General features: G+C 52.4%; 19 protein-coding genes. 10 read left to right on the top strand and 9 right to left on the bottom strand.

The window, feature by feature from the left end; all coding sequences use genetic code 11:
* Positions 1-17: 17 nt before the first annotated feature.
* The 5 genes from ACTG33_RS06650 (at position 18) to ACTG33_RS06630 (ending at position 6074) form a co-directional block, all read left to right on the top strand.
* On the top strand, positions 18-638 hold the full coding sequence (locus ACTG33_RS06650; protein WP_439134418.1) for a TetR/AcrR family transcriptional regulator: 621 nt from the start codon (positions 18-20) through the stop codon (positions 636-638).
* A 95-nt stretch (positions 639-733) separates the two neighbouring features.
* Positions 734-1900: an amidohydrolase family protein gene (locus tag ACTG33_RS06645; protein ID WP_439134417.1), complete on the top strand. Its 1167-nt coding sequence runs from the start codon at positions 734-736 to the stop codon at positions 1898-1900.
* 124 nt (positions 1901-2024) lie between these two features.
* Positions 2025-4655 carry a TonB-dependent receptor gene (locus ACTG33_RS06640; protein ID WP_439134416.1) on the top strand — a complete coding sequence of 877 codons (2631 nt, stop codon included), beginning with the start codon at positions 2025-2027 and terminating at the stop codon, positions 4653-4655.
* 269 nt (positions 4656-4924) lie between these two features.
* Entirely contained in the window at positions 4925-5236 is a 312-nt protein-coding gene (locus ACTG33_RS06635) for an antibiotic biosynthesis monooxygenase family protein (protein WP_439134415.1), read from the top strand.
* Between the two features lie 223 nt (positions 5237-5459).
* Entirely contained in the window at positions 5460-6074 is a 615-nt protein-coding gene (locus ACTG33_RS06630) for a hypothetical protein (RefSeq protein WP_439134414.1), read from the top strand.
* A 24-nt stretch (positions 6075-6098) separates the two neighbouring features.
* Here ACTG33_RS06630 and ACTG33_RS06625 read toward each other — a convergent pair whose 3' ends face one another.
* The 6 genes from ACTG33_RS06625 to ACTG33_RS06600 all read right to left on the bottom strand — a co-directional run bounded on the left by ACTG33_RS06625 (position 6099) and on the right by ACTG33_RS06600 (position 12375).
* Positions 6099-6527 (bottom strand): ion channel, encoded by a 429-nt coding sequence (locus ACTG33_RS06625; RefSeq protein ID WP_439134413.1) that lies wholly within the window; start codon positions 6525-6527, stop codon positions 6099-6101.
* A gap of 29 nt (positions 6528-6556) precedes the next feature.
* A complete protein-coding gene (locus ACTG33_RS06620; protein WP_439134412.1) occupies positions 6557-7642 on the bottom strand; it encodes a DUF2955 domain-containing protein in 1086 nt (361 codons plus the stop codon).
* Between the two features lie 51 nt (positions 7643-7693).
* Positions 7694-8866 (bottom strand): HlyD family secretion protein, encoded by a 1173-nt coding sequence (locus ACTG33_RS06615; protein WP_439134411.1) that lies wholly within the window; start codon positions 8864-8866, stop codon positions 7694-7696.
* Positions 8863-10401, bottom strand: a complete 1539-nt coding sequence (locus ACTG33_RS06610) for an efflux transporter outer membrane subunit (RefSeq protein WP_439134410.1) — start codon at positions 10399-10401, stop codon at positions 8863-8865. The genes ACTG33_RS06615 and ACTG33_RS06610 overlap by 4 nt, the downstream gene beginning before the upstream one ends.
* A complete protein-coding gene (locus ACTG33_RS06605) occupies positions 10401-11561 on the bottom strand; it encodes an AI-2E family transporter (RefSeq protein WP_439134409.1) in 1161 nt (386 codons plus the stop codon). The genes ACTG33_RS06610 and ACTG33_RS06605 overlap by 1 nt, the downstream gene beginning before the upstream one ends.
* A 238-nt stretch (positions 11562-11799) precedes the next feature.
* The gene (locus tag ACTG33_RS06600) at positions 11800-12375 is read right to left on the bottom strand and encodes a manganese efflux pump MntP (RefSeq protein WP_439134408.1); all 576 of its coding nucleotides are present in this window, start codon (positions 12373-12375) and stop codon (positions 11800-11802) included.
* Positions 12376-12506: 131 nt separating this feature from the next.
* Between ACTG33_RS06600 and gtfA the strand changes: the two genes are divergently transcribed.
* The 3 genes from gtfA (at position 12507) to ggpS (ending at position 17774) form a co-directional block, all read left to right on the top strand.
* Positions 12507-13949 (top strand): sucrose phosphorylase, encoded by a 1443-nt coding sequence (gene gtfA / locus ACTG33_RS06595; RefSeq protein ID WP_439134407.1) that lies wholly within the window; start codon positions 12507-12509, stop codon positions 13947-13949.
* Between the two features lie 43 nt (positions 13950-13992).
* Entirely contained in the window at positions 13993-15267 is a 1275-nt protein-coding gene (locus ACTG33_RS06590) for an MFS transporter (protein ID WP_439134406.1), read from the top strand.
* 230 nt (positions 15268-15497) lie between these two features.
* Positions 15498-17774, top strand: a complete 2277-nt coding sequence (gene ggpS, locus ACTG33_RS06585) for a glucosylglycerol-phosphate synthase (protein ID WP_439134405.1) — start codon at positions 15498-15500, stop codon at positions 17772-17774.
* Positions 17775-17857: 83 nt separating this feature from the next.
* Here the strand turns inward: ggpS and ACTG33_RS06580 are convergent, their stop codons facing one another.
* Positions 17858-19021: an MFS transporter gene (locus ACTG33_RS06580; protein ID WP_439134404.1), complete on the bottom strand. Its 1164-nt coding sequence runs from the start codon at positions 19019-19021 to the stop codon at positions 17858-17860.
* Positions 19022-19379: 358 nt separating this feature from the next.
* On the opposite strand from ACTG33_RS06580, the gene ACTG33_RS06575 reads away from it, so the two are divergent.
* Together ACTG33_RS06575 and ACTG33_RS06570 are read left to right on the top strand one after the other, a co-directional pair.
* Complete coding sequence (locus ACTG33_RS06575; protein ID WP_439134403.1) at positions 19380-21200, top strand: CHASE domain-containing protein; 1821 nt, start codon at positions 19380-19382, stop codon at positions 21198-21200.
* A 21-nt stretch (positions 21201-21221) separates the two neighbouring features.
* Entirely contained in the window at positions 21222-22922 is a 1701-nt protein-coding gene (locus ACTG33_RS06570; protein WP_439134402.1) for a putative bifunctional diguanylate cyclase/phosphodiesterase, read from the top strand.
* A 91-nt stretch (positions 22923-23013) separates the two neighbouring features.
* On the opposite strand, the gene ACTG33_RS06565 is transcribed toward ACTG33_RS06570, so the two are convergent.
* Positions 23014-23379, bottom strand: coding sequence for an MmcQ/YjbR family DNA-binding protein (locus tag ACTG33_RS06565; RefSeq protein WP_439134401.1), 366 nt, complete (start codon positions 23377-23379; stop codon positions 23014-23016).
* The coding region (locus tag ACTG33_RS06560) for an aspartate/glutamate racemase family protein (protein WP_439134400.1) at positions 23376-23896 on the bottom strand (521 nt) is incomplete at its 5' end. The genes ACTG33_RS06565 and ACTG33_RS06560, both read right to left, overlap by 4 nt.

Raw genomic sequence — 23896 nt, 5'->3', positions numbered from 1 at the left:
GTCCACAGGAGTACCGAGTGAATACCGAAGCGCAACCCGCCACACCCCAGGATCGTATGTCCGCCGATGAGCGACGCAATGACCTGATTGACCTGGCCCTGGAGATTCTGCGTGAGGAAGGCGCTGAAAAAGTCTCTATAGGTACCATCGCTTCACGCGCAGGTGTGACTCGCACCCTGGTGTACAAGCATTTCACCAATCGCGAGGATCTCGTCAATGCCACCTACTCCCGCGAGGCCGACAAGCTGCACAACACCATCAGCTTGCAAGTCAACCAAGCGACGGGTTTTGAAGATCGACTGAGAGCCTTTGTCGGCGCCGTCATCGGTGCCGTCGACACCCACGGCTGGATGTTTGGCCCGCAGGAAGTTCATACCCAGGAGGAAGGTTTCAAGGTCGAGCAGTCCCGCAGAGATCGACGCACAGTGAAAGCGTTTGCCGAATTGGCCAGTGACGAATTCGGACTCTCTCGACGGGAGGCGACCTCGGCGATGGGAATTCTGTTATCAGGCATTACCTCCTTGCGTATCCAGGCGCATGTACTCAACACCCATAGCGATCGACAGTTTCTCGCTGACCTCTACATGGATCTGACACTTTCAGCGCTATCGGGACTGAAGCAGCGGCGCACGCCCTGAATACACAAGTTTTTCAATGTTGCGAAAGCAACAGCACTTACGAACGGCACCATCGAATAACAGCACCACCCACACAACCGCAGCAGGAGAGATGTATGAATAGCATGACAAACTATGTACAAGGCAGAATCGTCCATGATGCTGACGCACACGTCATGGAGACGCAGGACTGGCTGGAACCTTACTTATCCGGTGAAGGGGCAGAGAAACTGAACGGCCTTTATGAAAAGGCACCCGATTTTATTCGACAGCAAATTGAAACCGCCAGACAACGCAAAGGCAATGCCGAGGCCGAAGCAACTGCGTCCGAGAAATTGATCGACGGCCCCAAAGGCTGGGTCGCATATGGCGCATTTGATCCGGAAGAACGCTCTGCCGCTCTGGATAAAATAGGTTTTCAGACACAACTGGTTTTCGGCACCTTTTCACTGGGTACCTTCACCAAGCTGGACGATGAAGCGCTGGTATATCAGGGTGCGCGAGCAGCCAACGCCGCTATGGCCGAGTTCTGCCGCAAAGACCCAAGACTGATTTACGTGGCCTACGTTCCGCTGAATAACACCGAAAAAGCGCTGGACGAACTGGAACGTGTACTGGCCGCTGGTGCAGGTGCCATTCAGGTCTTTACCGGCCCTGCGGGTGATCGCTCTCCCGGTCATACCGACCTCGATCCCTTCTGGAAGACACTGGAAGACAAAGGCATTCCGTTTGTCTTGCACATTGGTCCCGGCACCATGACACAACCGACGGCGTATCATAACAATGGCCGCGAACGCGCACCGGACATTCATGGCGGCGGTGAAAACCTGCGCTTCCCGGACTACGTGATGCTGTCTTACGGTCCACAGATCTTTCTCACGGCCATGGTTTACGACGGCGTGTTTGAACGTTTCCCACGCTTAAAAGGCGGCGTGATTGAGTGCGGCGCAGGCTGGGTTCCGGAATTCCTGCGGGAGCTGGACATTTCTTTCAAAAGCTTCGGTAAAACCGACCCGTATTTACAGTCCATGGAACTGACGCCCTCGGAGCAAATTCGTCGCGCGATGAAGTTCACACCGTTCCCCAAAGAAGATCTAAAACAGATGATCGACGAGGCAGGTCCGGAACTGTTTATGTTTTCCAGTGACTACCCGCATCCCGAGGGAACCTCCGACCCGTTGGGCTACTTTGAAGGATCCATCGCCGACCTGGATGAATCCATCAAGGATCAGTTTTATCGCACTAACTTTGAAACCATGCTGCCCTGGCGCTTTGCCAACTAAATGATTGCTGGGCAGTAGAACAGAAAGAACTCAGCCGGGCTGACCCTATCGGCCCGGTCATTCATCAGGGAGAGAAGTAATCACCCACAATAAGAAGTAAAACATCCAACCGTAGGTAAATAGTATGAAAAAAATAACAGCGTTATTTACCGCGTGCAGCCCCGTTATTCTGTTGGCACAAGCAGTGCACGCTCAAAACCAACCCGCAGATCTAAACGCGGAGAATCTGATTGAAGAAGTGGTCGTGACCGCCACCCGACGCAGTCAATCGCTCAGTGAAGTTCCCATCGCCGTCAGTGTTGTTTCCAAAGCCGACATTCAGAATTCTGGAACCTATGACGTCAAGGAACTGAATCAACTCTCACCCTCGGTATTAATTTCTTCCACCGGTTCGGAATCCAATACTTCGGCTCGCATTCGGGGCATTGGTACCGTCGGCGATAATATCGGCCTGGAAAGTTCCGTCGCTATTTTTGTCGATGGTGTCTACCGATCCCGTACCGGTGTGGGCATGGGCGAACTGGGTGACGTACAACAGATAGAAGTCTTGCGCGGCCCTCAGGGCACATTGTTCGGTCGCAACGCTTCGGCTGGTTTGATCAGTATTACCACCGCCGCTCCAACACAGGAGTTTTCCTCCGACATAGCGGTCTCCTATGGCAATTACGATGAACGAAGACTGGAAGCCAATATCAACGGCGGCCTCTCCGATACCGTTGCCGGTAAACTCGAAGGCATTTTCTACAAGCGCGACGGCTTTTACGAGGACGTCAACACCGGATACGATCTTAATAACCGCGATCGATATTTCTTGCGCGGCCAGTTAATGATCGAGCCACAGGATAATTTGTCCCTGCGCATTATCGGCGATTACAGCAAACAGAAAGAAGACTGCTGCGGCGCGGTGTTTGCCACCGATGACGTCAGCGATCACACCGATGACATCAAGCCACTGACCAACTCCCAACTGCTGGACCCGGTTTACAATCCAAACATTGGCATTCTGATGGCGGTGACCGGTAAATCTCTGGATGAACTCTATCCCTCCATGGACGATCCCTACGACCGGAAAATGGCCTTCAGCCCCGGTCGCGATTACGGTGGTACCTCGGAGCAATGGGGACTGTCGGCGGAACTCAACTGGACCATCAACGATATGACCCTGACGTCGATCACCGCGTATCGCGAGTACGACAGTGCCCAGTCCGCCGATGCGGAATACCACTACGCGGATATCCTGCACATATCCGAAGACGGCAGCGGTCGTGAATTTGAAACCTTCTCGCAGGAATTGCGCTTGCAAGGGACCGCCTTCAACAACCGTCTCGACTGGCTCGTTGGCGGCTACTACTCGAACGAATCTTTGCAACAGGGCAGCACACTTAAATTCGGCGGCGATTACGGGGCTTATACCTCCTGTCTGGTGGCTTCCGGATTGAGTCCTGCACTGATGGATCCCTCCAGTCCCGGATGCCTAAACGCTACTGGCCGCTTTGTGGCTAACAGTATTTCGCCGGGTACGCTGCAAGCCTTCGACTTGCTTTACAGCCTGCAAAATCTCGGGGACGACGGCAGCGTCTATCAACAAGACAGCGAGACCTTTGCGCTCTTCACTCACAACATCATCAGTCTGACGGATACGATAGATCTTACCGTGGGCATGCGTTACACCTACGATGAGAAAAAATTCGACGCCGACTTTAACAACAACAACACCGTCTGTGCCGACATGCGCAACTTGTCACCAGGGATTTTTCCAGACTTGGCTCCCGCCTTCCTGACGCTCGCGTGTCAGGGTAACAGCACCTCGGAGCTCAACGCGCTGAATCTGGAAGACAGTGACTCCACGGAACAGTTTACCGGAACCCTGTCGCTTTCCTGGCGGCCTTCCGATCACTGGATGTTCTATGGCAGCTATTCACGGGGTTACAAAGCCGGTGGCTATAATCTGGATCGCTCGGCACTCGGCCCATCCTTTTTGCCTCGCTCAAATTCGGACGTGGATAATTTGAAGTTTGATCCGGAGATCGTCGATGCTTTTGAAATTGGAGCTAAATACCACGGTGCACGTCTGACCGCGTCGGCTGCCTTGTTTTACCAAAGCTTTGAAAACTTTCAGCTGAACACCTTTGATGGCACGGTGTACATTGTGGAATCCATCAACGGTTGTGACAGCAACCTGAATGGGCTCGACGGTGATAACGACCCAACCACCGGTGGCTGTGATTCCGGCGATGTCACCTACGGGGTGATTTCCGAAGGTATTGAACTGGAAGCCAGCTACAGTGTTACGGAAACGCTCAACCTGATGGCGGGTATGACTTACGCGAACACCCGTTACGCCGATGATCTTGTCGGTGACGATTCCGGTGCACCGCTGAACCCGTCACTGCGTCGCCTTCCCGGAGAGCCGCTGTCCAATGCACCTGATCTGGTTACCACTGCGGCGATCAGCTGGACACCAACGATCACCGATAACCTCACCGGTTTGGTGTACCTCAATGTTCGACACAGCGACAGCTATAACACCGGCTCAAACCTGGCCGGGCAAAAAGTTCAGGACGGCTATTCCGTCGTCAATGGACGCATTGGCTTGGTGAGTGAGTCTGATAAATGGAGCCTGGAACTGTGGGGGAAAAACCTGCTGGATGAAGAATACGCGCAGGTGATTTTTGATACTGCCTTTATTGGTTCAAGCACCTCTTATCTGGCAGATCCACGCAGCTACGGAGTCACGCTCAGAAAGTCTTTCTAATCATTTCAACTGCAACAACCTCGCTTTGCCGGCAGCATGGACACATCGGTCCTTTACCGTAAATGCTGCCGGCTTTTTTCCGCTGACGCCCATTCCCACCTTACAATTGCCAGACACCGCCCGTTCACGTTAAGTTGATCTCGGGCAGCTTTGAATGCTTTCTGTTTAACGTCTCTGCTTTTACTGTTCTGCCTTTAACGACTTGCAAATCTATTGCTAAACTGGTTGGAATCGTTGCTGGACGCTTTGGAATCAATGAGAGGTACGCCATGAAGTTTCTGTTCGAAGTACACATCAAACCCGGTCATAAAGCCGAGGAGTACGCCGACGCCTGGTTACGCGCCAGTGAAATTATTCAGCAGGCACCTGGTGCCCGTGGTACCGAATTGCACCGCAAACTGGACGATCCCAATGTGTTGATCGCCATCGCCAGCTGGGACAGTAAAGAGCAACGGGACGCCATGGAGTCACAACCCAATGAACAAGTTGCCGACATCATACGCAGCGCAGCGCCTTTCTGTGATATCCGTCCCATTGGTGAGTTTGACGATCCGGAATGGGTGGTGATGCCCCAAACATAATGACGAAACCACCTTCGTTGTTTCTCAGAACGCCTGCGTCAACCTGCAGCTCTTTCTGCACAATTAACCACAGCCAAAAAAATCACTCATCCTCCTTCTATTGTCTCGACTCAAACCCAACTAAATTAAATTGTTTGCAATTTAATTTCCCACAATTTATAAGTATAATCCCCTAGCCTGTGCTGTTATTTAAAAACAACCTTGATTCAAATGGAGTTTCACCGTGATAAAGCTGAACGTTCAACCTTACCTCGCCCTTTCCCGGATCTTCCGGGCACTGATTCTCGCCTCTCTTTTCGCCACTCCCGCGGCTTTTGCTGAGTCAAAGGCCAGTCCCGAAGCACTCAAAATCAGCGCCGAAGACTTCCGCTGCATGCTGGATATGACCCCGGTTCGAGGGTTCTTTGTGGACAATCTGATCGAAGGCAAACTGGAAGACACCCTCAAAGTCGCCAACGCCGAACAGGGCCAATACCCACCGGGCTCAGTCGTGCAACTGGTACCCACTGAAGTGATGGTCAAACACCCCAAGGGCTATAATGCGGCAACCAAAGACTGGGAGTTCTTTGAATTAACTGTGTCGGAAGAAGGCAGTGAGATTCACAAACGCGGCTTTGTGGATGTGGTTAACCGTTTCGACGGCAACTGTTTTGCCTGTCACATCAAAGCCAAACCGGAATTCGATCTGATCTGCGAAACCGGCCACGGCTGTGATCCTCTGCCGATTGGTGCTGAAGTTTTCACTCTGCTGCAAAAGACTGACGCCCGCTGTGGCGGTCGCTACACCCCCACACCGGAAGAAATTGAAATCCTGAAAAAGCTGAGTGCGTCGTCCTAGGGCCTGTTAACACTAATACCTTGATCAGGCTGGCGGTGGAATCCGATCTTTCACCGCCTCGGAAAATGCCTTCGACAAAGCCGCGGTTGAAACACCAATCATCAACACGCCATTGATAGCTTCCAGTGGCCCCAACAGCTGGTGTTTGGGTGACATCACGATATCGCCATACCCCAGGGTGGCGAAGTTGACCGCCGAGTGATAGACCGCTTGCGACAGCGTCTCAAATTCACCCAGCCAGACGAACAACATGGCCCAGGCCACCACCTGAGCCATGTTGCCGATGATCAGGATAACCATCAGCAGCGCCACCACCCGCATCGCCACTAAAAAAGATGAACTCAGCTTTTCCAATCGCCGTGCGTAAAAGCGCAATGCCGCCACCACCAAAATCCCCTGCAACAACAGGCAGACCGCCATCATCGACAGTCCCATGACAAAATTCACCAACATCTGTGCGTCTCCATTATTCAGCGGGTTCGTTAAACGTTTCGTGGGGTTAAGGCATCAGCTTTGAGTTGTCGTCTCGTACGCCAGCGCTCCAAGGCATTCATGGCAAAACCGGCGTAGAGCGCCACGGCGAGAAACAACGAGATGCGCACCGCAAACGCCTGATAGACGTCTTTGCCGTTGGCGCTGTCTTGTACCGCCCCACCCAGCAGCAGCACCAGAGTGGTCATGGTGGCCACCCAAAAAGACGGACCCGCTCCGGATAGTGGGCCACGTTGAAAGCGCAAAATGCCGTAAGCCCCACTGGCCAACACCAGACAAAACAACAACATCCACAGAGTGAAAAACCACAGCTCCACCGCCAAACTCAGGCACGACCAAAGCAGGATGGCACAGGCACCGCCCAGTAAGGTAGACACCACCATTTCGCGGTTGGCGTCCCGCAGACGCACGTTCGAAGCCTCACGTCCCAGTAAAATACTTTTTACCGTCAGTGGCAGATACGCCGATGGGTTGGTCAGGGTCAGCAGAAAAGCAGGAATCACTATCAACGTCGCCCGCAGCGATTGCCAATCCGCCTGTTCCACAGAGACCGGTACCGGCGTCGCCGGTGCCACCGGATCTTCGGGAAACAGCGGGTAGACCAGCCACTGACACACCACCGCCACGATAACGCCAATCACCAGTGCGCCAATTAACGCACTGGCCAATGCCTGACTCACGCTGCTGGCAGCCGGTATCACGGTAAAACCAAAGGCCAGCAGGGTTGCTGGCCCCGCCTTGCCGCCGGCGATGGCCAACCGGCTGCTGAAAAACAAGCCACAGAAAATGATCAGCAGCGCAGGTATGGGTGCCGACTGCAACAGCGGTCCCAGCAAAATGCCCACGCTCAGACTGACGATGACCGCCACAACTAATACCAGTAATTTTTTTGGACCCGGCGGTGGTGAGGGTGTGGCCGTCAGAATCACCGCCAGCAGCGGCGGTAAAAACGGCAAACCCAATCCCATGCCATAACCCAACGCCAGCGCCAGACTGACGATGATCGCCAGTCGGAAACTGCGGCGGGCCGCCAGCGGCAGACTCAGAGGATTGAACTTCATAGCTTTGAACTTCATAACTTTGAACTTCTTAACGACGTCCCGCGACTCATCGAAGCGGGGTACGCTTTAGTAGGCGAACGAGAGCACACTCAGAATGCGGATATACACCTTACCCAACAATTTGAGGATTCCGTGCCCTTCGCTGTAGGCGATCACCGATGCCTGAGCGCCCACCCGAAGCTGATGAATCACTTCCGGCTCCATCGGCTGATTGAATTCAATCTGCACCGGAAAGCGCTGCGCCTGTCGCAACCAGTCGCGATTGTTCTGCACACTGGGCAAACCACCGGGCGGTGTGGAACCACCTGCGCTGATCCCCACCCCAACATTGCGAATACTGCCTTTGAGCACCCGACCGGGCATGGAATCCAATAGAATCTCCACCGGCGTGCCCGGCTTCAAATGACCCAGATTGTTCTCGGTAAAATCCGCGTTGATCCACACATCCTGCACCGCAATCAGCGTCATCACCGGGCCACCGGTACCGGCAAACTGTCCCACATCCGCTCGCAGATCGGTGATCACCCCGTCCGACTGAGCCACCACGGTGGTGTTATCCAAATCCAGCTGGGCTTTGTCGACACCCACCTGGGCGGTTTTCAACAGCGTGTTGTCCACATCGGAAGAGCCACCCTTGGATTCGATTGCCCGCTGAATATCCGCCTGCGCCGCCGCCACTTGCGCACGGGTTTGCTCCAGTGTGGCTTTTGAAATTTCCAGTCGACGCTGTGAAATCGTGCCCGGATCACTTTCCCGTAACCGTTTCAGGCGGGTGTAATCCTGTTGGGCTTTGAGCTGTCCGGCCTTGGCCGCGCGCAGGTTGGCCTCGGACATGGTCACCGCAGCACCGCCGGCTTCCACCTGATTCTGAGTGTTGCTGAGATCAGACAATGCCTTCTCCAGCGCAATCTCATACTGGGAGCGATCAATGGAAAACAGCTTCTGCCCTTCCTTCACCCGCTCATTATTCTTAACCCAGACATCGGTCACGATGCCCGCCACCTTCGGCGCCACCCCGACCACATAGCCCTGCACTCGAGCTTGCGACGTGTAAGGCGTAAAGCGATCGGCCATCAGATACCACAGCAGGCTGACGACAATCACAATCAAGATGCCGATGCCGCCTTTGCTGACAGCCTTGCCCGCCGGCGAGTTGGTGGAGACTTGCGTCTCGGCGGGAGCGTCCCCCGGAGGCACATTCTGGGAGGGTGAATCGTTAGACGGTGCATTGTCACTCATGGTGTGGTTCCTGGTTCTGCGGGGGGCGGCGGTGTCGCCAGCGGATCTTTCAGCAGATCGCCCCAGTGGGTGCGCTCACTCATGGTGTCACGCATCTCTTGCGGTATGACGGAGTCGATGGCGGCCTCTTGCCAACCACCACCCAGCGCCTGATAAAGACCAATGATGGCCGCCACGTGATCGCCGCGGTTGACGATGGCACGATCGGATTGGGCAAAGGTGCGCGCCTGAGCATCGAGTACCCGCTGAAAATCCGAGTAGCCCTCACGGTAACGCCGGGTGGCAATTTCCAGCGAACGTTCAGCGGCGATGAGCGACTGATCGAGAATTTGCTGACTGGTTCCGGTCTGGGCAATACGGTTGGCGGCATCGTCGATTTCCCGAGCGGCATTGAGCACACTGCTGCGATAGCCCTCCAGCGCCTGTTGCAAACGCGCGTCCTGAACCCGCACGTTATTTCTCAGGCGACCGTAGTTGAATATATTCCAGGTGAGCGCCGGACCGGCGGCAAAAGTGGTGACATTAGCGGTGTTCTCAAAACTGTTGCCAGACCAGCCAAACGATCCGAACAGCGACAGCGCCGGATACAGATCCGCCTTTGCCAGACCAATCTGCGCCGATTGCGCCGCCGCCGACCAGGCTGCGGTGCGCACATCCGGTCGCCGCAGCAACAAATTGGCGGGCACTTGCTGCAGACTCAGTGGCTCCAGCTCCGGCAATTTGCTGTCCACGCCATCCAGTTCCGGCAAGTCTCCCGGCGAGCGTCCCAATAGCGCACTGAGCGCATTGCGTTGTTGCTGCAATGCCAACTGCAAACCGGGGATCGTCGCCTGGGTACCCAGGTATTGAGATTTGGCCTGTTGCAGATCCAGCTCGGAATCCTGACCTTCGTTATAGAGTTGTTCGGTGATGTCAAAACTGCGCTTTTGCAGTTGCACGTTTTGCTGGGCAATTTCGATGCGCTGGAGAGTGGTTTTGTAACCGTAATAGAGCGAGGCCACCTGAGAAGCCAGCAGCACTTGCACATCGTGCTGATTGGTCACCGAGGCAAAATAGGCGGCATCAGCGGATTCCACACCACGGCGAAAGCGACCCCAGAAATCCATCTCCCAACCGAGGTTGAATGCCGCTTCGCCGGTGCGAAATTCCCGATCCCGACCACTGCCTCGCTGTTGATCGACGTAGGCGCCCTGTGCGGTAACCTGTTGCACTTGGGGATACTGCAATCCGGTGGCAATGCCCTGCAGCGCCTTGCTTTCCAAAATTCGCAGGCCGGCGATGCGCAAGCCGGGGCTTTCTGCCCGAGCCTTTTGCACCAGATCGGTCAGTACCGGATCGTTAAACCGTTGCCACCACTGACTGAGATCCGCCGCCTGAGTATCCTGTTTTGTCTCGCCATAGAGTTCTGGCTGCCAATCTGCCAGCCAATGGATGTCTGGATCCTGATAATCAGGCCCCAGCGGCGCGCAGGCAGCCAGACTCAATAACAAGCCCGCTGCCCCAGCGCGAATCAAGGGGGATAAATAGTTGTCCATCACTCAGCAGACTTACTCTCAACCCCAGTTGTTTCGGCAGGTACTTCAACACTGCCGCTCTCACCGGTATCCACCCAGGCCATAAAGATCTGATAGGCCACCGCCAGGATCACCGCCCCAATAAACAGGCCGATCAAACCACTGGTCATCATGCCGCCCAGCGCACCGAGCAACACAACCGGCATGGGCGCGGCGACACCACGTCCCAACAGCATGGGTTTGAGCACGTTATCCGCCAACCCCGACAAGACCAGATACACCGTCAACACCACGTTAAACACCATGGAGCCATCACCGGAAGACCACAGCCAGACAAGGGCAGGTACAAAGATCAGCGCCGCAGGAACCTGGGCAATACCCAGCACCAGGACCAGCACTGCCAGAATACCCGCACCGGGAACTCCGGCAATCAGGAAACCAACACCCAGCAAAATGGACTGAATAAAGGCCACCCCGATAACCCCAGTGGCCACAGAGCGAATGGTGGCGACGGTCAACACGTGCATGTCAGGGCCAACTTTCGGGCCAAAGATTCGACCGTAAATGCGGCGGGTACTCTCTGAGCCCGGATGGGCATAGGCGAGCATGACACCGGCCACAATAAAGGCAGCTATAAAGGCCAATACCGTCTTCACGCCACCCCCTACAGTCGCGGCCGCACGGCGCGCGGCACCGCGAAGCTGCTCGTGATGCTCGGTGACAAAAGCCGAAACATTACTGGAAGCCGATTGCCAGGCACCATACACCTGCTGACCCACCACAGGCCAGTCGGCCACACTGGCATTGGGAGGCGGAATGGTCAGCGTGCCGTTTTCCAGCGCTTTGTAACCACTGAGCATGTGATCCACAAAGGATATGCCCAGCAATACGGTAGGTACACCGATCAGCAACACCACAATAAAAACCAGCAAGGTGGCCGCCCGACCGTGGCCGCCACCCACTTTAGAGGCAATCTTGGCATTCAGCGGATAGAGAGCAACGGCCAGTACCACCGCCCATACCATCAGTCCCAGGAAGGGAGAAAAGACCCGCATCGCCAGATACACCAGAAAAGCGATCAGGGCCAAGCGAATGGCAATATCAATCACGGGCGTTGAGGATTGAGGCGTTGTAGAAGATTGAGGTGTAGAAGAGAGCGTCGAGGGTTGGGTTTCTTGCATAGTGTCGTTCCTTATAGCCCCGTGAAGCCCTGCTGCAACCGGGAAAGTTCCTAAATGGCTTTGCCTTATTCCATGCCATTCAGTGTAGACCGATTTCAGAAACTTACCTTTTTAGAACCCAATGCTTTAAGAAAAAGTACAGAGCACGATTGTCGCCCACAAAAAAGGGGCCCAACAGGCCCTTTTCTCGCATAATGATGACTCGAAGTGCTTTGGTCACTCCTTTTCCAGGGGTGAATTACTCCAGCAGGATCTTCAGTCCGATCAGCACCAACACGATGCCTCCCAGCAGTTCTGCCTTGCTCTCCAGCCAAGTGCCGCTTTTGGTGCCCACATAAACACCGAGCACACTGAACAGGAAGGTGGTTATCCCAATGATAAAACAGGCCAGCAGTGGTGCCACACTCATCAGCGTCAGAGCAAAGCCCGCCGCCATCGCGTCAATACTGGTGGCAATGGCCAGTATCAGCATCACCCGATGGGTCACCTGCGCAATGTCCTCCTCAAGCCCTTCGGAAAATGATTCATAGATCATCTTGCCGCCGATAAACACCAGCAACCCAAACGCGATCCAGGGTGCGTAATGCTCGACCCAGCCCAACACCCCCTTGCCGCCGAGGTAGCCGATCAGCGGCATGACGCCCTGAGCCACCCCGAAGTAAACGCCCGCTAACAACGCAAGCTTGAGTGGGCTGCCTGATTTACCGGAATCCAAATCGTAATGGGAACCCGTTGCTTGTTTCGCACCCAGGCCAATCGAAACCGCAAAGGCATCCATACTCAAGGCCACGGCCAGTAATAACACTTCAATCATGGTAGTTGTCTTTCTGGTGGAGTCTAAAAGAACCGGCATTGATCCGGCATAGTAAGTTCGCCATTCTACCGATACTCGGACCACTGGCACAGACCTTGCAGATTCTGTGAGTAACAATCACAGGAGGAACGATGCCTTTACGCAACGCAGTCCAACTTATCTGTTACCCCAATCGCATGGGCAGCAACCTGAAAGATTTGCATCAGGTGATGAACAAACATTTTGCCGACAGTGTTGGCGGAGTGCACATTCTGCCCTTTTTTCCCTCCAACGCCGACGGCGGGTTTTCACCGCTGTCGCACCGTGAAGTAGAGCCGACGTTCGGTACCTGGGACGATATTGAAGCCATCGCCGCCGATTACGACCTCACCTGTGATGTCACCATTAATCATATTTCCGATCAATCGGTGGAGTTTCAGGATTACATCGCCAAGCGTGATCAATCCCAATACGCCGATCTGTTTGTGGACGTGGACAAGTTGGGGGAGATTTCCCACGACGACCTTGCGAAGATCCATATCCGCAAGGAGAAAGAACCCTTCCGCGACGTCACCTTTGCCGATGGCACCACCGGTCGGGTGTGGTGCACCTTCACTGAAAACCAGATCGACCTGAACTTTAAGAATGAACTGACGTACCAGTTCATGGCTGAAAATATGGAGTTCCTCGCAGAGCGAGGCGTAAAGCTGTTTCGTCTGGACGCATTCGGTTACACCACCAAACGCATCGGCACCAGCTGCTTTTTGGTTGAGCCAGAGGTCTACCGACTGCTGGATTGGGCCAATGAAGTGGCGCAATTAAACGGTGCCGAGATCCTGCCGGAAGTGCACGATCACCCCAGTTACCAATACGCCATTGGCCGCCGCAATATGCATCCGTACGGTTTTGCCCTGCCACCGCTGCTGCTGTATTCATTGCTGGACGCCAACAGTATTTATCTAAAAGATTGGTTGCGCATGTGCCCGCGCAATATGGTGACGGTGCTGGATACTCATGACGGCATTTGTATTCCCGATGTGGAATCCATTCTGCCGGAAGACAAAATTGCAGAGCTGATCGACAATATTGACAGCCGCAGCGCCGATCCAATTCTGCGACGCTCCGCTGCCAATGTGCACAGTGTTGGTGCCATCTACCAACTGACGTGCACATTTTATGATGCCTTAATGCGCAACGATGACGCTTATATTGCCGCCCGCGCCATTCAGTTTTTCACTCCCGGCATTCCCCAGGTGTATTACGTCGGACTGCTCGCCGGCTGCAATGATTACGATTTGATGGACAGCACCGGAGAATTTCGCGATATCAATCGTCATTTTTATTCACTTGAGGAAATCGATGAAGCCGTCACTCAACCGGTGGTAGAACGACAACTGGAGCTGATGCGTTTCCGCAGTCACTATCCGGCGTTCGACGGCCACTTTGAACTAAACTATTCAAATCAAACCAGTGTCTCCATGGCCTGGCGACACGGTGAAAGTTACTGCTGCCTGTTTGTGGATCTCAACTTCAAAACATCCACCATCGATTACATCGACGTGGAAACTGGAGAAACCAAATCCTTTCAGTGTTGATTGCCTTAATCGAACCCGTCACTGAGTTTTCAGGAGTCTGAACATGTTGTCCCTGGTGGTCCCGATTACGGCACTGCTCGTTGGCGTTTCGCTGTTGCTGTTAGGCAGCGGTCTGCTGAATACACTCCTGGCCATTCGCGGTGGCATGGAGGGGTATGCCGATAACACCATGGGTATCATCATGTCCGGATACTTCTTTGGTTTTTTTATCGGCACCTTTATCGCTCTACCGCTCATTCAACGCGTGGGTCACATCCGCACCTTTGCCTGTTGTGCCGCCGTGGCGGCCTGTTCGGTTTTGCTCCATGAAATCAGCGTGCATCCCATCACCTGGCTGTTATTGCGGGTGATGACCGGCGCTGTGCTGGTGATTTTGTACACCGTTATTGAAAGCTGGTTAAACGCGCAAACCAACGGGCCACAACGGGGACGCGTATTCGCGGTGTACATGGCCGTGAACCTGGGTTCACTGGCGCTCGCCCAACAGTTGTTGCGTCTGGGTTCCGCGGAAACCTTTCTGCTGTTTGCGGTGTCGGCCATTTTAATCAGTGTCAGTCTGGTACCCATCACGCTGACGCGCATGAATCAGCCCGAAGTGTCTGTGGTACCGCGACTGAAAATTTCTGCCATCTTTCGTATTTCACCAGTCGCCGTTGCGGGTGCGCTGTTGTCCGGACTGGCCATGGGTGGTTTCTGGGGGATGGGCGCTATCTATGCCGGACGCATCGGCATGGATCACAACGGTGTGGCCACCTTTATGTCCTGCGCCATTCTTGGCGGCGCCCTGTTTCAATTGCCATTGGGACGCTACTCGGACACCCACGACCGACGCAAGGTTCTGGCGGCTGTCGCCGCTCTGGCAGCCGTGGCCGCGTGTCTGCTTTGGGGAACGTCGTTGTTCGGCAACTGGGTTCTGATAGCAGCCGCTCTCTATGGCGGCTTTGCGTTTGCGGTTTATCCCGTGTCTGTGGCCATGTTGATGGACGATATCGAACCGGAAGATATCTTGTCGGGTGCGAGCAGTCTTTTATTTTTGCATGGTGTTGGTGCAGCCATCGGCCCAGCACTGGCGGGCCAATTGATGTCTTTAACAGGCTACCAAGCCCTAACCCTCTACTTTGTCGTGATGCAATTGATACTTTGTTTGTACGCGGTACAGAACTTGCAACGCTCTAAAGCAGTGCCTTCCGATCACCCTGCGCACTTTGTGCCCATGGTTCGCACCACGCCGACGGCGCTGGAAATGCTGCCAGACGAAGAACCGGCAAACACGGAAGAAGAAACACCAAAAGAGGAGGAAGTCACTGGTCGGATCTAATCCTTTGTTGAATGCAGTCAGGGTAAGTACTGCACATGGACCGAGCTGGATTCAACAAATGGTTAGTTCGACATTCAAGCCTTAAAAAGGCTGTCGCTGATGGTTTTAAACCATGATTCAGTAATAGACACAAAGCAACACTTAACACGTACCTGCGGCTAGCTGTTTTAAGGCATAACACACTGCATTGATATCGGAACGTCACCGACTATCAGTTACAGGAGATTGTCATGCTTTTAGCCACCGATCTGGATGGTACGTTTCTCGCCGGTACACCGGAACAACGACTTAAACTCTACCAGCTGATCAGCGCCCACCCGGATATCACACTGGCTTTTGTCACTGGCCGCGGTTTGGAATCCGTGTTGCCCTTACTGTCCGATCCCACCATTCCACAGCCGGATTACATTATTTGTGATGTCGGCTGCACCATTGTTGAAGGTCACACTCAACAACCGATTCAACCGGTACAGGCAAAAATTGATGCACTGTGGCCGGGCACCCAGGTGATTGAAAACGCTCTGGCTCACAAAACCGGACTGCAACGACAGGATGTTCCTCAAGAGCGTCGCTGTTCGTATTTTTGCGAAGAAGGTGCGATTGATGACGAGGTGATTTCCATCGTCAACGAGCTTTCCTGCGATCTGTTGTATTCCGCCGATCTGTACCTGGATGTTTTACCTCCGGGAATCAATAAAGGCAAAACACTGCGCGAACTGGTCGAGCACATGGGATGGCATCCGGAACAAGTTATGGTCGCCGGCGACACCCTCAATGACTTGTCGATGTACGAGCAAGGTTTTATTGGCGTGTGTGTCGGTGAATCCGAACCGGCACTGTTACAGTCTACCGAAAACCGTGCCCGCGTTTTGCACGCCAACGAACCTGGTTGCGGTGGTATCCTCGAAGCGTTTCAGCATTTTGGTTTTCTCGGTCCCGCCGGTCTGGAAGCCGAAGCCCAGGAACTGTTACCACCGGGAAAATCCGATCTGGTGATTGTCTATCATCGCCTGCCTTATGAGGAAGTGTTTGAAGAGGGAGAACTGCGCCGTCGTCGTCCCTCATCGCCCAACGGTATTATTCCCACCCTGTTAGGTTTTTTTGCCGACGGTCGCCGGGGGTCCTGGGTCGCCTGGTCAACCCACGATGACAATCACGGGGATTTTGAAACCCATACCGAAGTGGACTCCAAGAACTACCCCAATCTTCGAGCTGCCCGTGTGCGTCTGACCGAAGATGAAGTGGATATATTTTACAAAAAGTTCTCCAAGGAAGCCTTCTGGCCAACCTTGCATACATTCTGGGAACGGGCCACGTTCCGCGAAGAACACTGGGAAGTGTTTCTTGAAGTCAACCGCGCCTTTGCTGAACGCGCCGCGGCAGAAGCCGCTGAGGATGCGGTCGTCTGGATTCACGATTACAACCTGTGGATGGTACCCGCCTACCTGCGGGAAATCCGTCCGGATGTCACCATCGCGTTTTTCCATCACACCTACTTTCCCTCGGCCGATGTGTTTAACGTCTTACCGTGGCGGAAAGATATTATCGGCAGTCTGCTGCAATGTGATTACGTCGGTTTTCACATTCCCCGACAGTCAGAAAACTTCGTCGATGTGGTCCGTGGGGTAACGCCGTTTACGGTCAAAGAAAAAGTCAGCTGTGCGCCGCGTTTTCTCACTTACGGTTGCGCCGTGGGGCTGGATGAGATGACCAAAGAAATTGAAGTCAACGGTCGCAGCATCTGTCTCGGCGCACACCCGGTGGGTTTGAGTCTGGATCGCATCAAAAATTCCCTTGCCATGCCGTCTATTCAAAATCGTATGAAAGAGCTCCTGGAAGAAATGGAAGGCACCCGAGTTATCCTCTCCGTCGAGCGTCTGGATTTTACCAAGGGCATTCTGGAAAAACTCACCGCTTACGAACGCCTGCTGACTACGCATCCCGAATTAATTGGCAAGGTTACTCTGCTGACAGTCTGCGTTCCATCCGCTCAGGGGATGTCTATTTATGATGAACTTCAGCAACAAATCGAACAGGCTGTAGGCAGGATCAACGGCAGCTTCGCACGAGTGGGATGGACGCCAATTCAGTTCTTCTTCCGCAGTTTTCCGTTTGAAGAACTGGTGGCCTACTACACTATGGCTGACGTCATGTGGATCACGCCTCTGCGGGACGGACTCAATCTGGTCGCCAAGGAATACGTGGCGACTCAGGGTCTCACCGACGGTCGCGGTGTGCTGGTGTTATCGGAATTCACCGGTGCCGCAGCCGAACTGCGCGGTGTGGTGCTGGCCAACCCCCACGATCCGGTGGAGCTGGCCGACACCTGTTACTTCGCACTCAACATGCACGCCAAAGACGCCAAAGCGCGCTTGAAAGAAGCGTTTGAGGTGGTCGAGTACTACGACATTAACTACTGGGGTCAGGAATTTATGTCGGCAGTGACAGCGACAAAAAAGGGGAATGTGATCGATCTTGAAAGCAAACGCAAAGTGAGCGCGGGCTGAACTTCCGGTTGGCCAGATGACGGTCACAGGCTGTGGGCGTATCGCCCACAGCCTCACTTATCCACACCCTATTCTTCCACTCCCTACTCTTTCACTCCGTGAATGAAGTGATACATCACGAGGGGAGCCAAAGACAAAACTCCCAGAGCCAAATAGAGATTGCCGTAGCCCAGATAAGGCACAATCAGACCGAGAAAGTAAGGCCCAAAACCCAATCCTGCATCGACAAAAATAAAGAAGGTGGAAGTTGCCAAGCCAATCTTGTGAGCTTCTACCTGTTGGATAACAATGGCCTGAATACAGATCTGAATGCTGCCAAACCCCAGTCCCAGAAGTACTGCGGCAGACAACAACAATAGGCCTGATTGCGCCCAACCAATCCCCGCCAGGCCCAACCCCATCAACAGCAGCCCAGGGTACATGATGATATTCGCCCCGCGGTTATCCATTATCTTGCCGGCAAAAGGACGGGATACCAGTACTGTCATGGCATAGACCATAAAGAAGAAGCTGGCCGCGCTCACCAGGTCTCTTTCTACCGCGAAGGTATTCAGGTAAGACAACACACTGGAATACAGCACTCCGGCAAACAGCATAATGCTGCAAACGGGGATCACCCGACGTTCCAACAAACTATTGAAAGAAACTTGCTGACGTGGCATCGCTCGCTGCTCATCGGTGAGCTCGGGAACACCCAGCATGAATCCTACGATCAAACAGACAACGCTCATCACCGTGCAAAACGCCAGAATCACCTCAAAATCAACACGCTGCACCATCAACATGCCGATAAACGGGCCAATCGCCGTCGCCAGCGATGCACTAACCCCAAAATAACCTAACCCTTCGCCCCGGCGGGAGGCTGGTACCAGATGAGCCACAACCGTTGCGGTAGCCGTCGCAGCCACACCGATGGATACACCGTGCAGAAAGCGGGTGAAGATTAAGAACCCAATTCCGGCGTTAATGAAGTACAACAGGCAGGTGAGTATCGCCAAAAACAATCCGGTTATCATGCAGCGCTTGCGACCGAGTCGGTCGAGAACCTGCCCCGTCAATAACCTTCCTACCAGCGATCCCACAATAAACACTCCAACCACCAACCCCGCCTGACTGGCCGTCGCCTGCAGGTCACGACTGGCGTAGAGACCGATCACCACCACCAGCAGGTAGAAAACCAGTACGAGTAGAAAGTTCAGCACCGAGACAATGATAAAGTCACGGGTCCAGAGTTTGGGGTGGGTCATGGTACTGCCTGTTCAGCGAGCCGGAGAATATCCAGGCGTGGATTTTCTATGAGAAAAGCCTGATGGGCTTTTTGTCTTATGAGCTTTATTTATGCCTTATGAACGTTATTTTGCCGTTACAGGCTTTATTTTTGTAAAAGTGTGCCGATATTTCTCAAACAGTACCGATGATACGAAAAAAGCCGAGGAACTGTCTGCTTTGACGACTAACCAATCAACAATAACCGTTGTTTCATCGCCAGCAGTCAAGTTTATCCACTTGCTGTCAGTGAGTACGCTGAGATGTCTCAGCCTCGCAACTGCTATATTGACTCTATAACAGAGGCTTTTGCGAGAGCCCCAAAAGCATCAGGAACTCATGTCCATAAACAATCCCACAGATTCTCATCAGGATCTAACACCGCTGAAGAGCCTGCACTGGTACCACTGGATGGTATTGGTGCTCTCGCTGATGCTGACGCTTGGTGCCTGGTATTTCTCATCCCAGCAGGTACAACAGAAAACGGAAGCGCAATTTAACTATCAGGCCGACCAGATAATCGAACTGGTGAAGGAGCGGATGGCCAAGTATGAAGAGGCTCTCTGGGCTGGAGTCGCGGCTTTGCACATGCTGGGGGATGACACCTCACGCCACGACTGGAGAACCTTTGCCACCAGTTTAAAGATCGAAGACCGATTTCCGGGCATCAATGGCATAGGGGTTATACATTATGTCCCGCCAGAAAAAATGCCCGCCTACCTTGCCTGGCAGCGCCAACTCTTTCCCGACTTCGATCTTCACCCGACTCACCCACTGAATGAATACTGGCCCATTACCTACATCGAGCCGCAAGCCAGTAATATAAAAGCGGTGGGGTTGGATATGGCTCATGAGCACAATCGTTTTACTGCGGCTAAAAAGGCCAGGGACACTGGCAAAGCCAATATCACCGGTCCCATTACTCTGGTGCAAGACTCCCGCAAAACGCCCGGCTTTTTGTTTTACGCCCCTTGGTACAGCGTTCAGGAAGCACCCTCAACCCATGGCGATTCCAGCAATGGATTTCTCGGTCTGGTGTATGCGCCTTTCATTATGAATAAATTGATGGATGGCACGCTGGAAAATACCAATCGGCAGGTGAACTTTAGCATTCATGATGGTGAGCAAGAGTTGTACAACGAACTGACTTCAGACTCTGCAGACTATGACCGTAAACCCATTTTCAGCAAACAAATGACAATCGAACTTTACGGGCGTCCATGGACCTTTACACTGCAATCATCACAACTGTTTCGTGCACAACATCCACAGAATCAACCCCAACTCATTTTAGTCGGCGGTCTGCTTATTGATGCACTCTTGCTTATTATCTTTATTGTTTTGGTGCGCGCCAATCAGAAAGCTATTCATTACGCGAATGAAATCACTGAAGATATTAGGGTGCAACAAGATGATCTGAAAAGAGCTAAGGGCAGCCTGAGAAAGCGCAATAACGAATTGCTGGAAGCCAATAAAGAACTGGATCAATTTGCTTTTGTTGCATCCCATGACCTGAAGGCGCCATTGCGTGGTATCTCGCAATTATCTCAATGGCTGGCCGAAGATATGGGTGATAAACTGACGCCGGATTCCTCTGAATATCTCACTTTGATTCAGAGCCGTATTTCCCGCCTGGAGCGACTGCTCGATGACTTGCTGGCCTATTCCCGTGCGGGGCATAAAGAGGGTCAATTAGAACTCTTCTGCATCACCGAAAGAGTCCAGGGATTGTTTGAATTGTCGAATCCCCCTCCGGACTTTACACTGGTATGCAATAACGAGGTCGGAGACATCAACACTCTGGGGACACCACTGGAATTAATCCTGCGCAACCTAATGGGCAATGCGATCAAACATCATGACCAAACCAATGGCTGTGTGACCGTCACTGTAGAAAAAGCTAATGGTTCCTATCAGTTTTCGGTAAAAGATGATGGCCCCGGAATTCCGCCCGAATATCAGAGCAAAGTCTTTAATCTCTTTCACACCCTGAAACCGAGAGATATTGTGGAAGGCAGTGGACTTGGCCTTTCTATCATTAAAAAACTTCTGGACCACTACAGCTGCAGTTATCGAATTGAATCGGATGGCACGAGAGGCTGTTGTTTTTATTTTAGCTGGCCAACTGAACAAAAGTTAGCATCCTTCATAAAGGAATAGCGACAGATCAAGAGAAATTATATGGATATCCTCATCATTGATGACGACGCCGTTGATAGAATGGCCGCAACTCGCACTCTGAAAGCATCGATGCTACCGATCAATACCATCGATCAAACGGCATCGGCCAGCGAAGCGGTTAAGCTGGCCAAGAATCATCAATACGATATGATTCTGCTTGATTACCAGCTACCGCCTTCCAACGGTATAGAAGTGCTACGTGAACTGCGTGGTAATAATGACTTTGCTACCGCCATTGTTATGCTCAGTCACAGCAACGATGAAGAGCTTGCCCTCGATTGTATTGAGGCTGGTGCACAGGACTTCATCATGAAAAGTGAACTCACCGCCGCGCGACTCAAACGCGCCATTTTAATCTCCGCAGAGCGATACCAGTTAGAACGCAGGGTTCTGGACAGTCATAATCAATTAAGAATACTCGCGGAACAGGACAGCCTCACAGGCCTTAGTAATCGCTACTTTTTTGATGAAGCTTTAAAAGATGCTATTCCTAAAGCCAGTCGCGACAACACCACATTGGCTTTACTGTTTTTGGATCTCGATAAGTTTAAGGATATCAATGACACACTCGGCCACGACGCCGGTGACTATTTTTTAAAAGAAGTGGCCCGACGTCTGGAAAGACCCATCCGGGGTGGTGACAAGTTATGCCGGCTTGGCGGAGATGAATTCGCCATCCTCGTTCACGATTTTAAACATTCTCATCAAATACGTTTACTGGTGAAACGTCTTCTCGAATCCCTTTCTGAACCGGTTGAAATCAATGGTCAGGATATTGATATCACCGCCAGTATTGGTGTGGCAACCTACCCCGACTGCGCTCTAGACCCTGTCGAACTGATGAAATGTGCCGATGTCGCCATGTATCGATCTAAAGCTCTGGGTCGAAATCAAGTGCAGTATTATTCTAAAGATTTTCACGAACACATTGAAAACAGAGTTCGTCTGGAAAACGATCTAAAACGTAGTCTGGAGAAAAACCAGTTTGTGCTTTTTTATCAGCCTCAGATCAACGCACAAACTTATCAGATGGAAGGTGTCGAAGCTTTGATTCGCTGGCAGCATCCCGAACTAGGTTTAATCCCACCAAATACTTTTATTCCTATCGCCGAAGAAGCAAACCTGATTAACGACATTGCCCGCTGGGTGCTTGAAACCGCGTGCCAACAGTTCAGCGAATGGATCAGAAAACTCTCAACCAAGAATGTTAACTTTTCTATTTCCGCAAACTTATCCGCCCGCCAATTAAAAGATTTTGGTTTAACCGAACACCTAAAGGCGTGTATCAACCGCTTTCAAATACCAGCTCATCATCTTGAGCTGGAACTGACTGAAAGCAGCCTTGAAAGCAGTCTTACCGCCTTGGATATGCTGAAACGTCTTTCTGATCTGGGTGTTAGAATCGCTCTGGATAATTTTGGAACCGGTTATTCATCTCTTTCCCATCTCAATAAATACCCCATCAACCTGTTAAAGATTGATAAGTCATTTATCCAAAGTGTTTACAGTGTCGATGACGCAAACCTCCTAAAAGCCATTGTGGCTTTTGCACAATCTCTGAACTACGACACCGTCGCGGAGGGAATTGAGACCGAAGTCCAACGGGACATTTGCGTTGAACTTGGTGTTAAACGCCTGCAAGGATATTTATTTTCTCATCCTTTGCCCGCTCACGATCTGGAGGAGCAGTGGTTGGTTTAAATGAGTGGCGGAGTTCTCTTCGCCACACTAAACTACACTACATCCGTACTGTACTTGATCTTTGATAATCGCACAGGGTTATCTAATTGCGTTAGACCTGATTAAGGTTTAATTCTTTTTGTCGTTTTTTGGTAAGACCCAATGACACGATTCGATGAGATTCCGTCAAATAGTAAATCAACTCTTCCTCTTCGATCTTCGACACATCAAACATCTGAATCCATTTCATACCTCGCGAAGCAAGGTACGGTGCCGGTTTATAGCCCGATTTATTTTCTAAAAATTGATAGTTACGATCAGAGGTTTTAAAGGTAAACGCCGGTTGGTTCGCTGAGCCCCAGCCACCTATTGCAAAAACCTTTCCTCCCACCTTCCAGACATGGGATCCACCCCACTGCACAACGTGGCTTGTCGCCGGAAGGTTTCCGCAAAGTGCATTAAACGTTTCGTAGTTCACTTGGAAAACCTGTGATCTGCCATTGCATATTCCACAGCTTTATTCGCATGGATCACCGTGGTATCCAGTAATCTGATGCCTGTATCTCGCTGCTTTACCAACATTCCTATTTCGGTACAGCCTAATATGACGGCCTCAGCGCCATGATCTGAAAGGCTATCAATAATGCGCAAATACTCTTTTTTTGATTGTGGCTTTATTTTTCCCAAGCACAGTTCTTCGTAAATAATTCTGTGCACAATCGCCCGGTCTTTTTCATCGGGAACGACCACACTTACACCGTGCTCATCCATGAGTCGACCTTTGTAGAATTCCTGTTCCATGGTGAACGCTGTGCCCAACAACCCGACCTTTTTTACGCCTTCATTTTTTAACACTTCTGCCGTGGCATCAGCGATGTGCAACAGAGGAATTTGAATTGCCGCTGAAATTTCAGGTGCGACCTTGTGCATCGTATTGGTACAAATCAGAAGGAAATCAGCGCCTGCAGACTGAACGTTCAGCGCAGCCTCTGTCA

The organism is Pseudomaricurvus sp. (assembly GCF_965662505.1).
Lineage (GTDB): Bacteria > Pseudomonadota > Gammaproteobacteria > Pseudomonadales > Cellvibrionaceae > Pseudomaricurvus.
This window is presented reverse-complemented; position numbering and strand designations above follow the sequence as displayed.

Coding starts and splice junctions, on each gene's coding strand:
- ACTG33_RS06645 (WP_439134417.1), top strand. CDS start 734: ATGAATAGCATGACAAACTATGTACAAGGCAGAATCGTCCATGATGCT.
- ACTG33_RS06640 (WP_439134416.1), top strand. CDS start 2,025: ATGAAAAAAATAACAGCGTTATTTACCGCGTGCAGCCCCGTTATTCTG.
- ACTG33_RS06635 (WP_439134415.1), top strand. CDS start 4,925: ATGAAGTTTCTGTTCGAAGTACACATCAAACCCGGTCATAAAGCCGAG.
- ACTG33_RS06625 (WP_439134413.1), bottom strand. CDS start 6,527: ATGTTGGTGAATTTTGTCATGGGACTGTCGATGATGGCGGTCTGCCTG.
- ACTG33_RS06620 (WP_439134412.1), bottom strand. CDS start 7,642: ATGAAGTTCAAAGCTATGAAGTTCAATCCTCTGAGTCTGCCGCTGGCG.
- ACTG33_RS06615 (WP_439134411.1), bottom strand. CDS start 8,866: ATGAGTGACAATGCACCGTCTAACGATTCACCCTCCCAGAATGTGCCT.
- ACTG33_RS06610 (WP_439134410.1), bottom strand. CDS start 10,401: ATGGACAACTATTTATCCCCCTTGATTCGCGCTGGGGCAGCGGGCTTG.
- ACTG33_RS06605 (WP_439134409.1), bottom strand. CDS start 11,561: ATGCAAGAAACCCAACCCTCGACGCTCTCTTCTACACCTCAATCTTCT.
- ACTG33_RS06600 (WP_439134408.1), bottom strand. CDS start 12,375: ATGATTGAAGTGTTATTACTGGCCGTGGCCTTGAGTATGGATGCCTTT.
- gtfA (WP_439134407.1), top strand. CDS start 12,507: ATGCCTTTACGCAACGCAGTCCAACTTATCTGTTACCCCAATCGCATG.
- ACTG33_RS06590 (WP_439134406.1), top strand. CDS start 13,993: ATGTTGTCCCTGGTGGTCCCGATTACGGCACTGCTCGTTGGCGTTTCG.
- ggpS (WP_439134405.1), top strand. CDS start 15,498: ATGCTTTTAGCCACCGATCTGGATGGTACGTTTCTCGCCGGTACACCG.
- ACTG33_RS06580 (WP_439134404.1), bottom strand. CDS start 19,021: ATGACCCACCCCAAACTCTGGACCCGTGACTTTATCATTGTCTCGGTG.
- ACTG33_RS06575 (WP_439134403.1), top strand. CDS start 19,380: ATGTCCATAAACAATCCCACAGATTCTCATCAGGATCTAACACCGCTG.
- ACTG33_RS06570 (WP_439134402.1), top strand. CDS start 21,222: ATGGATATCCTCATCATTGATGACGACGCCGTTGATAGAATGGCCGCA.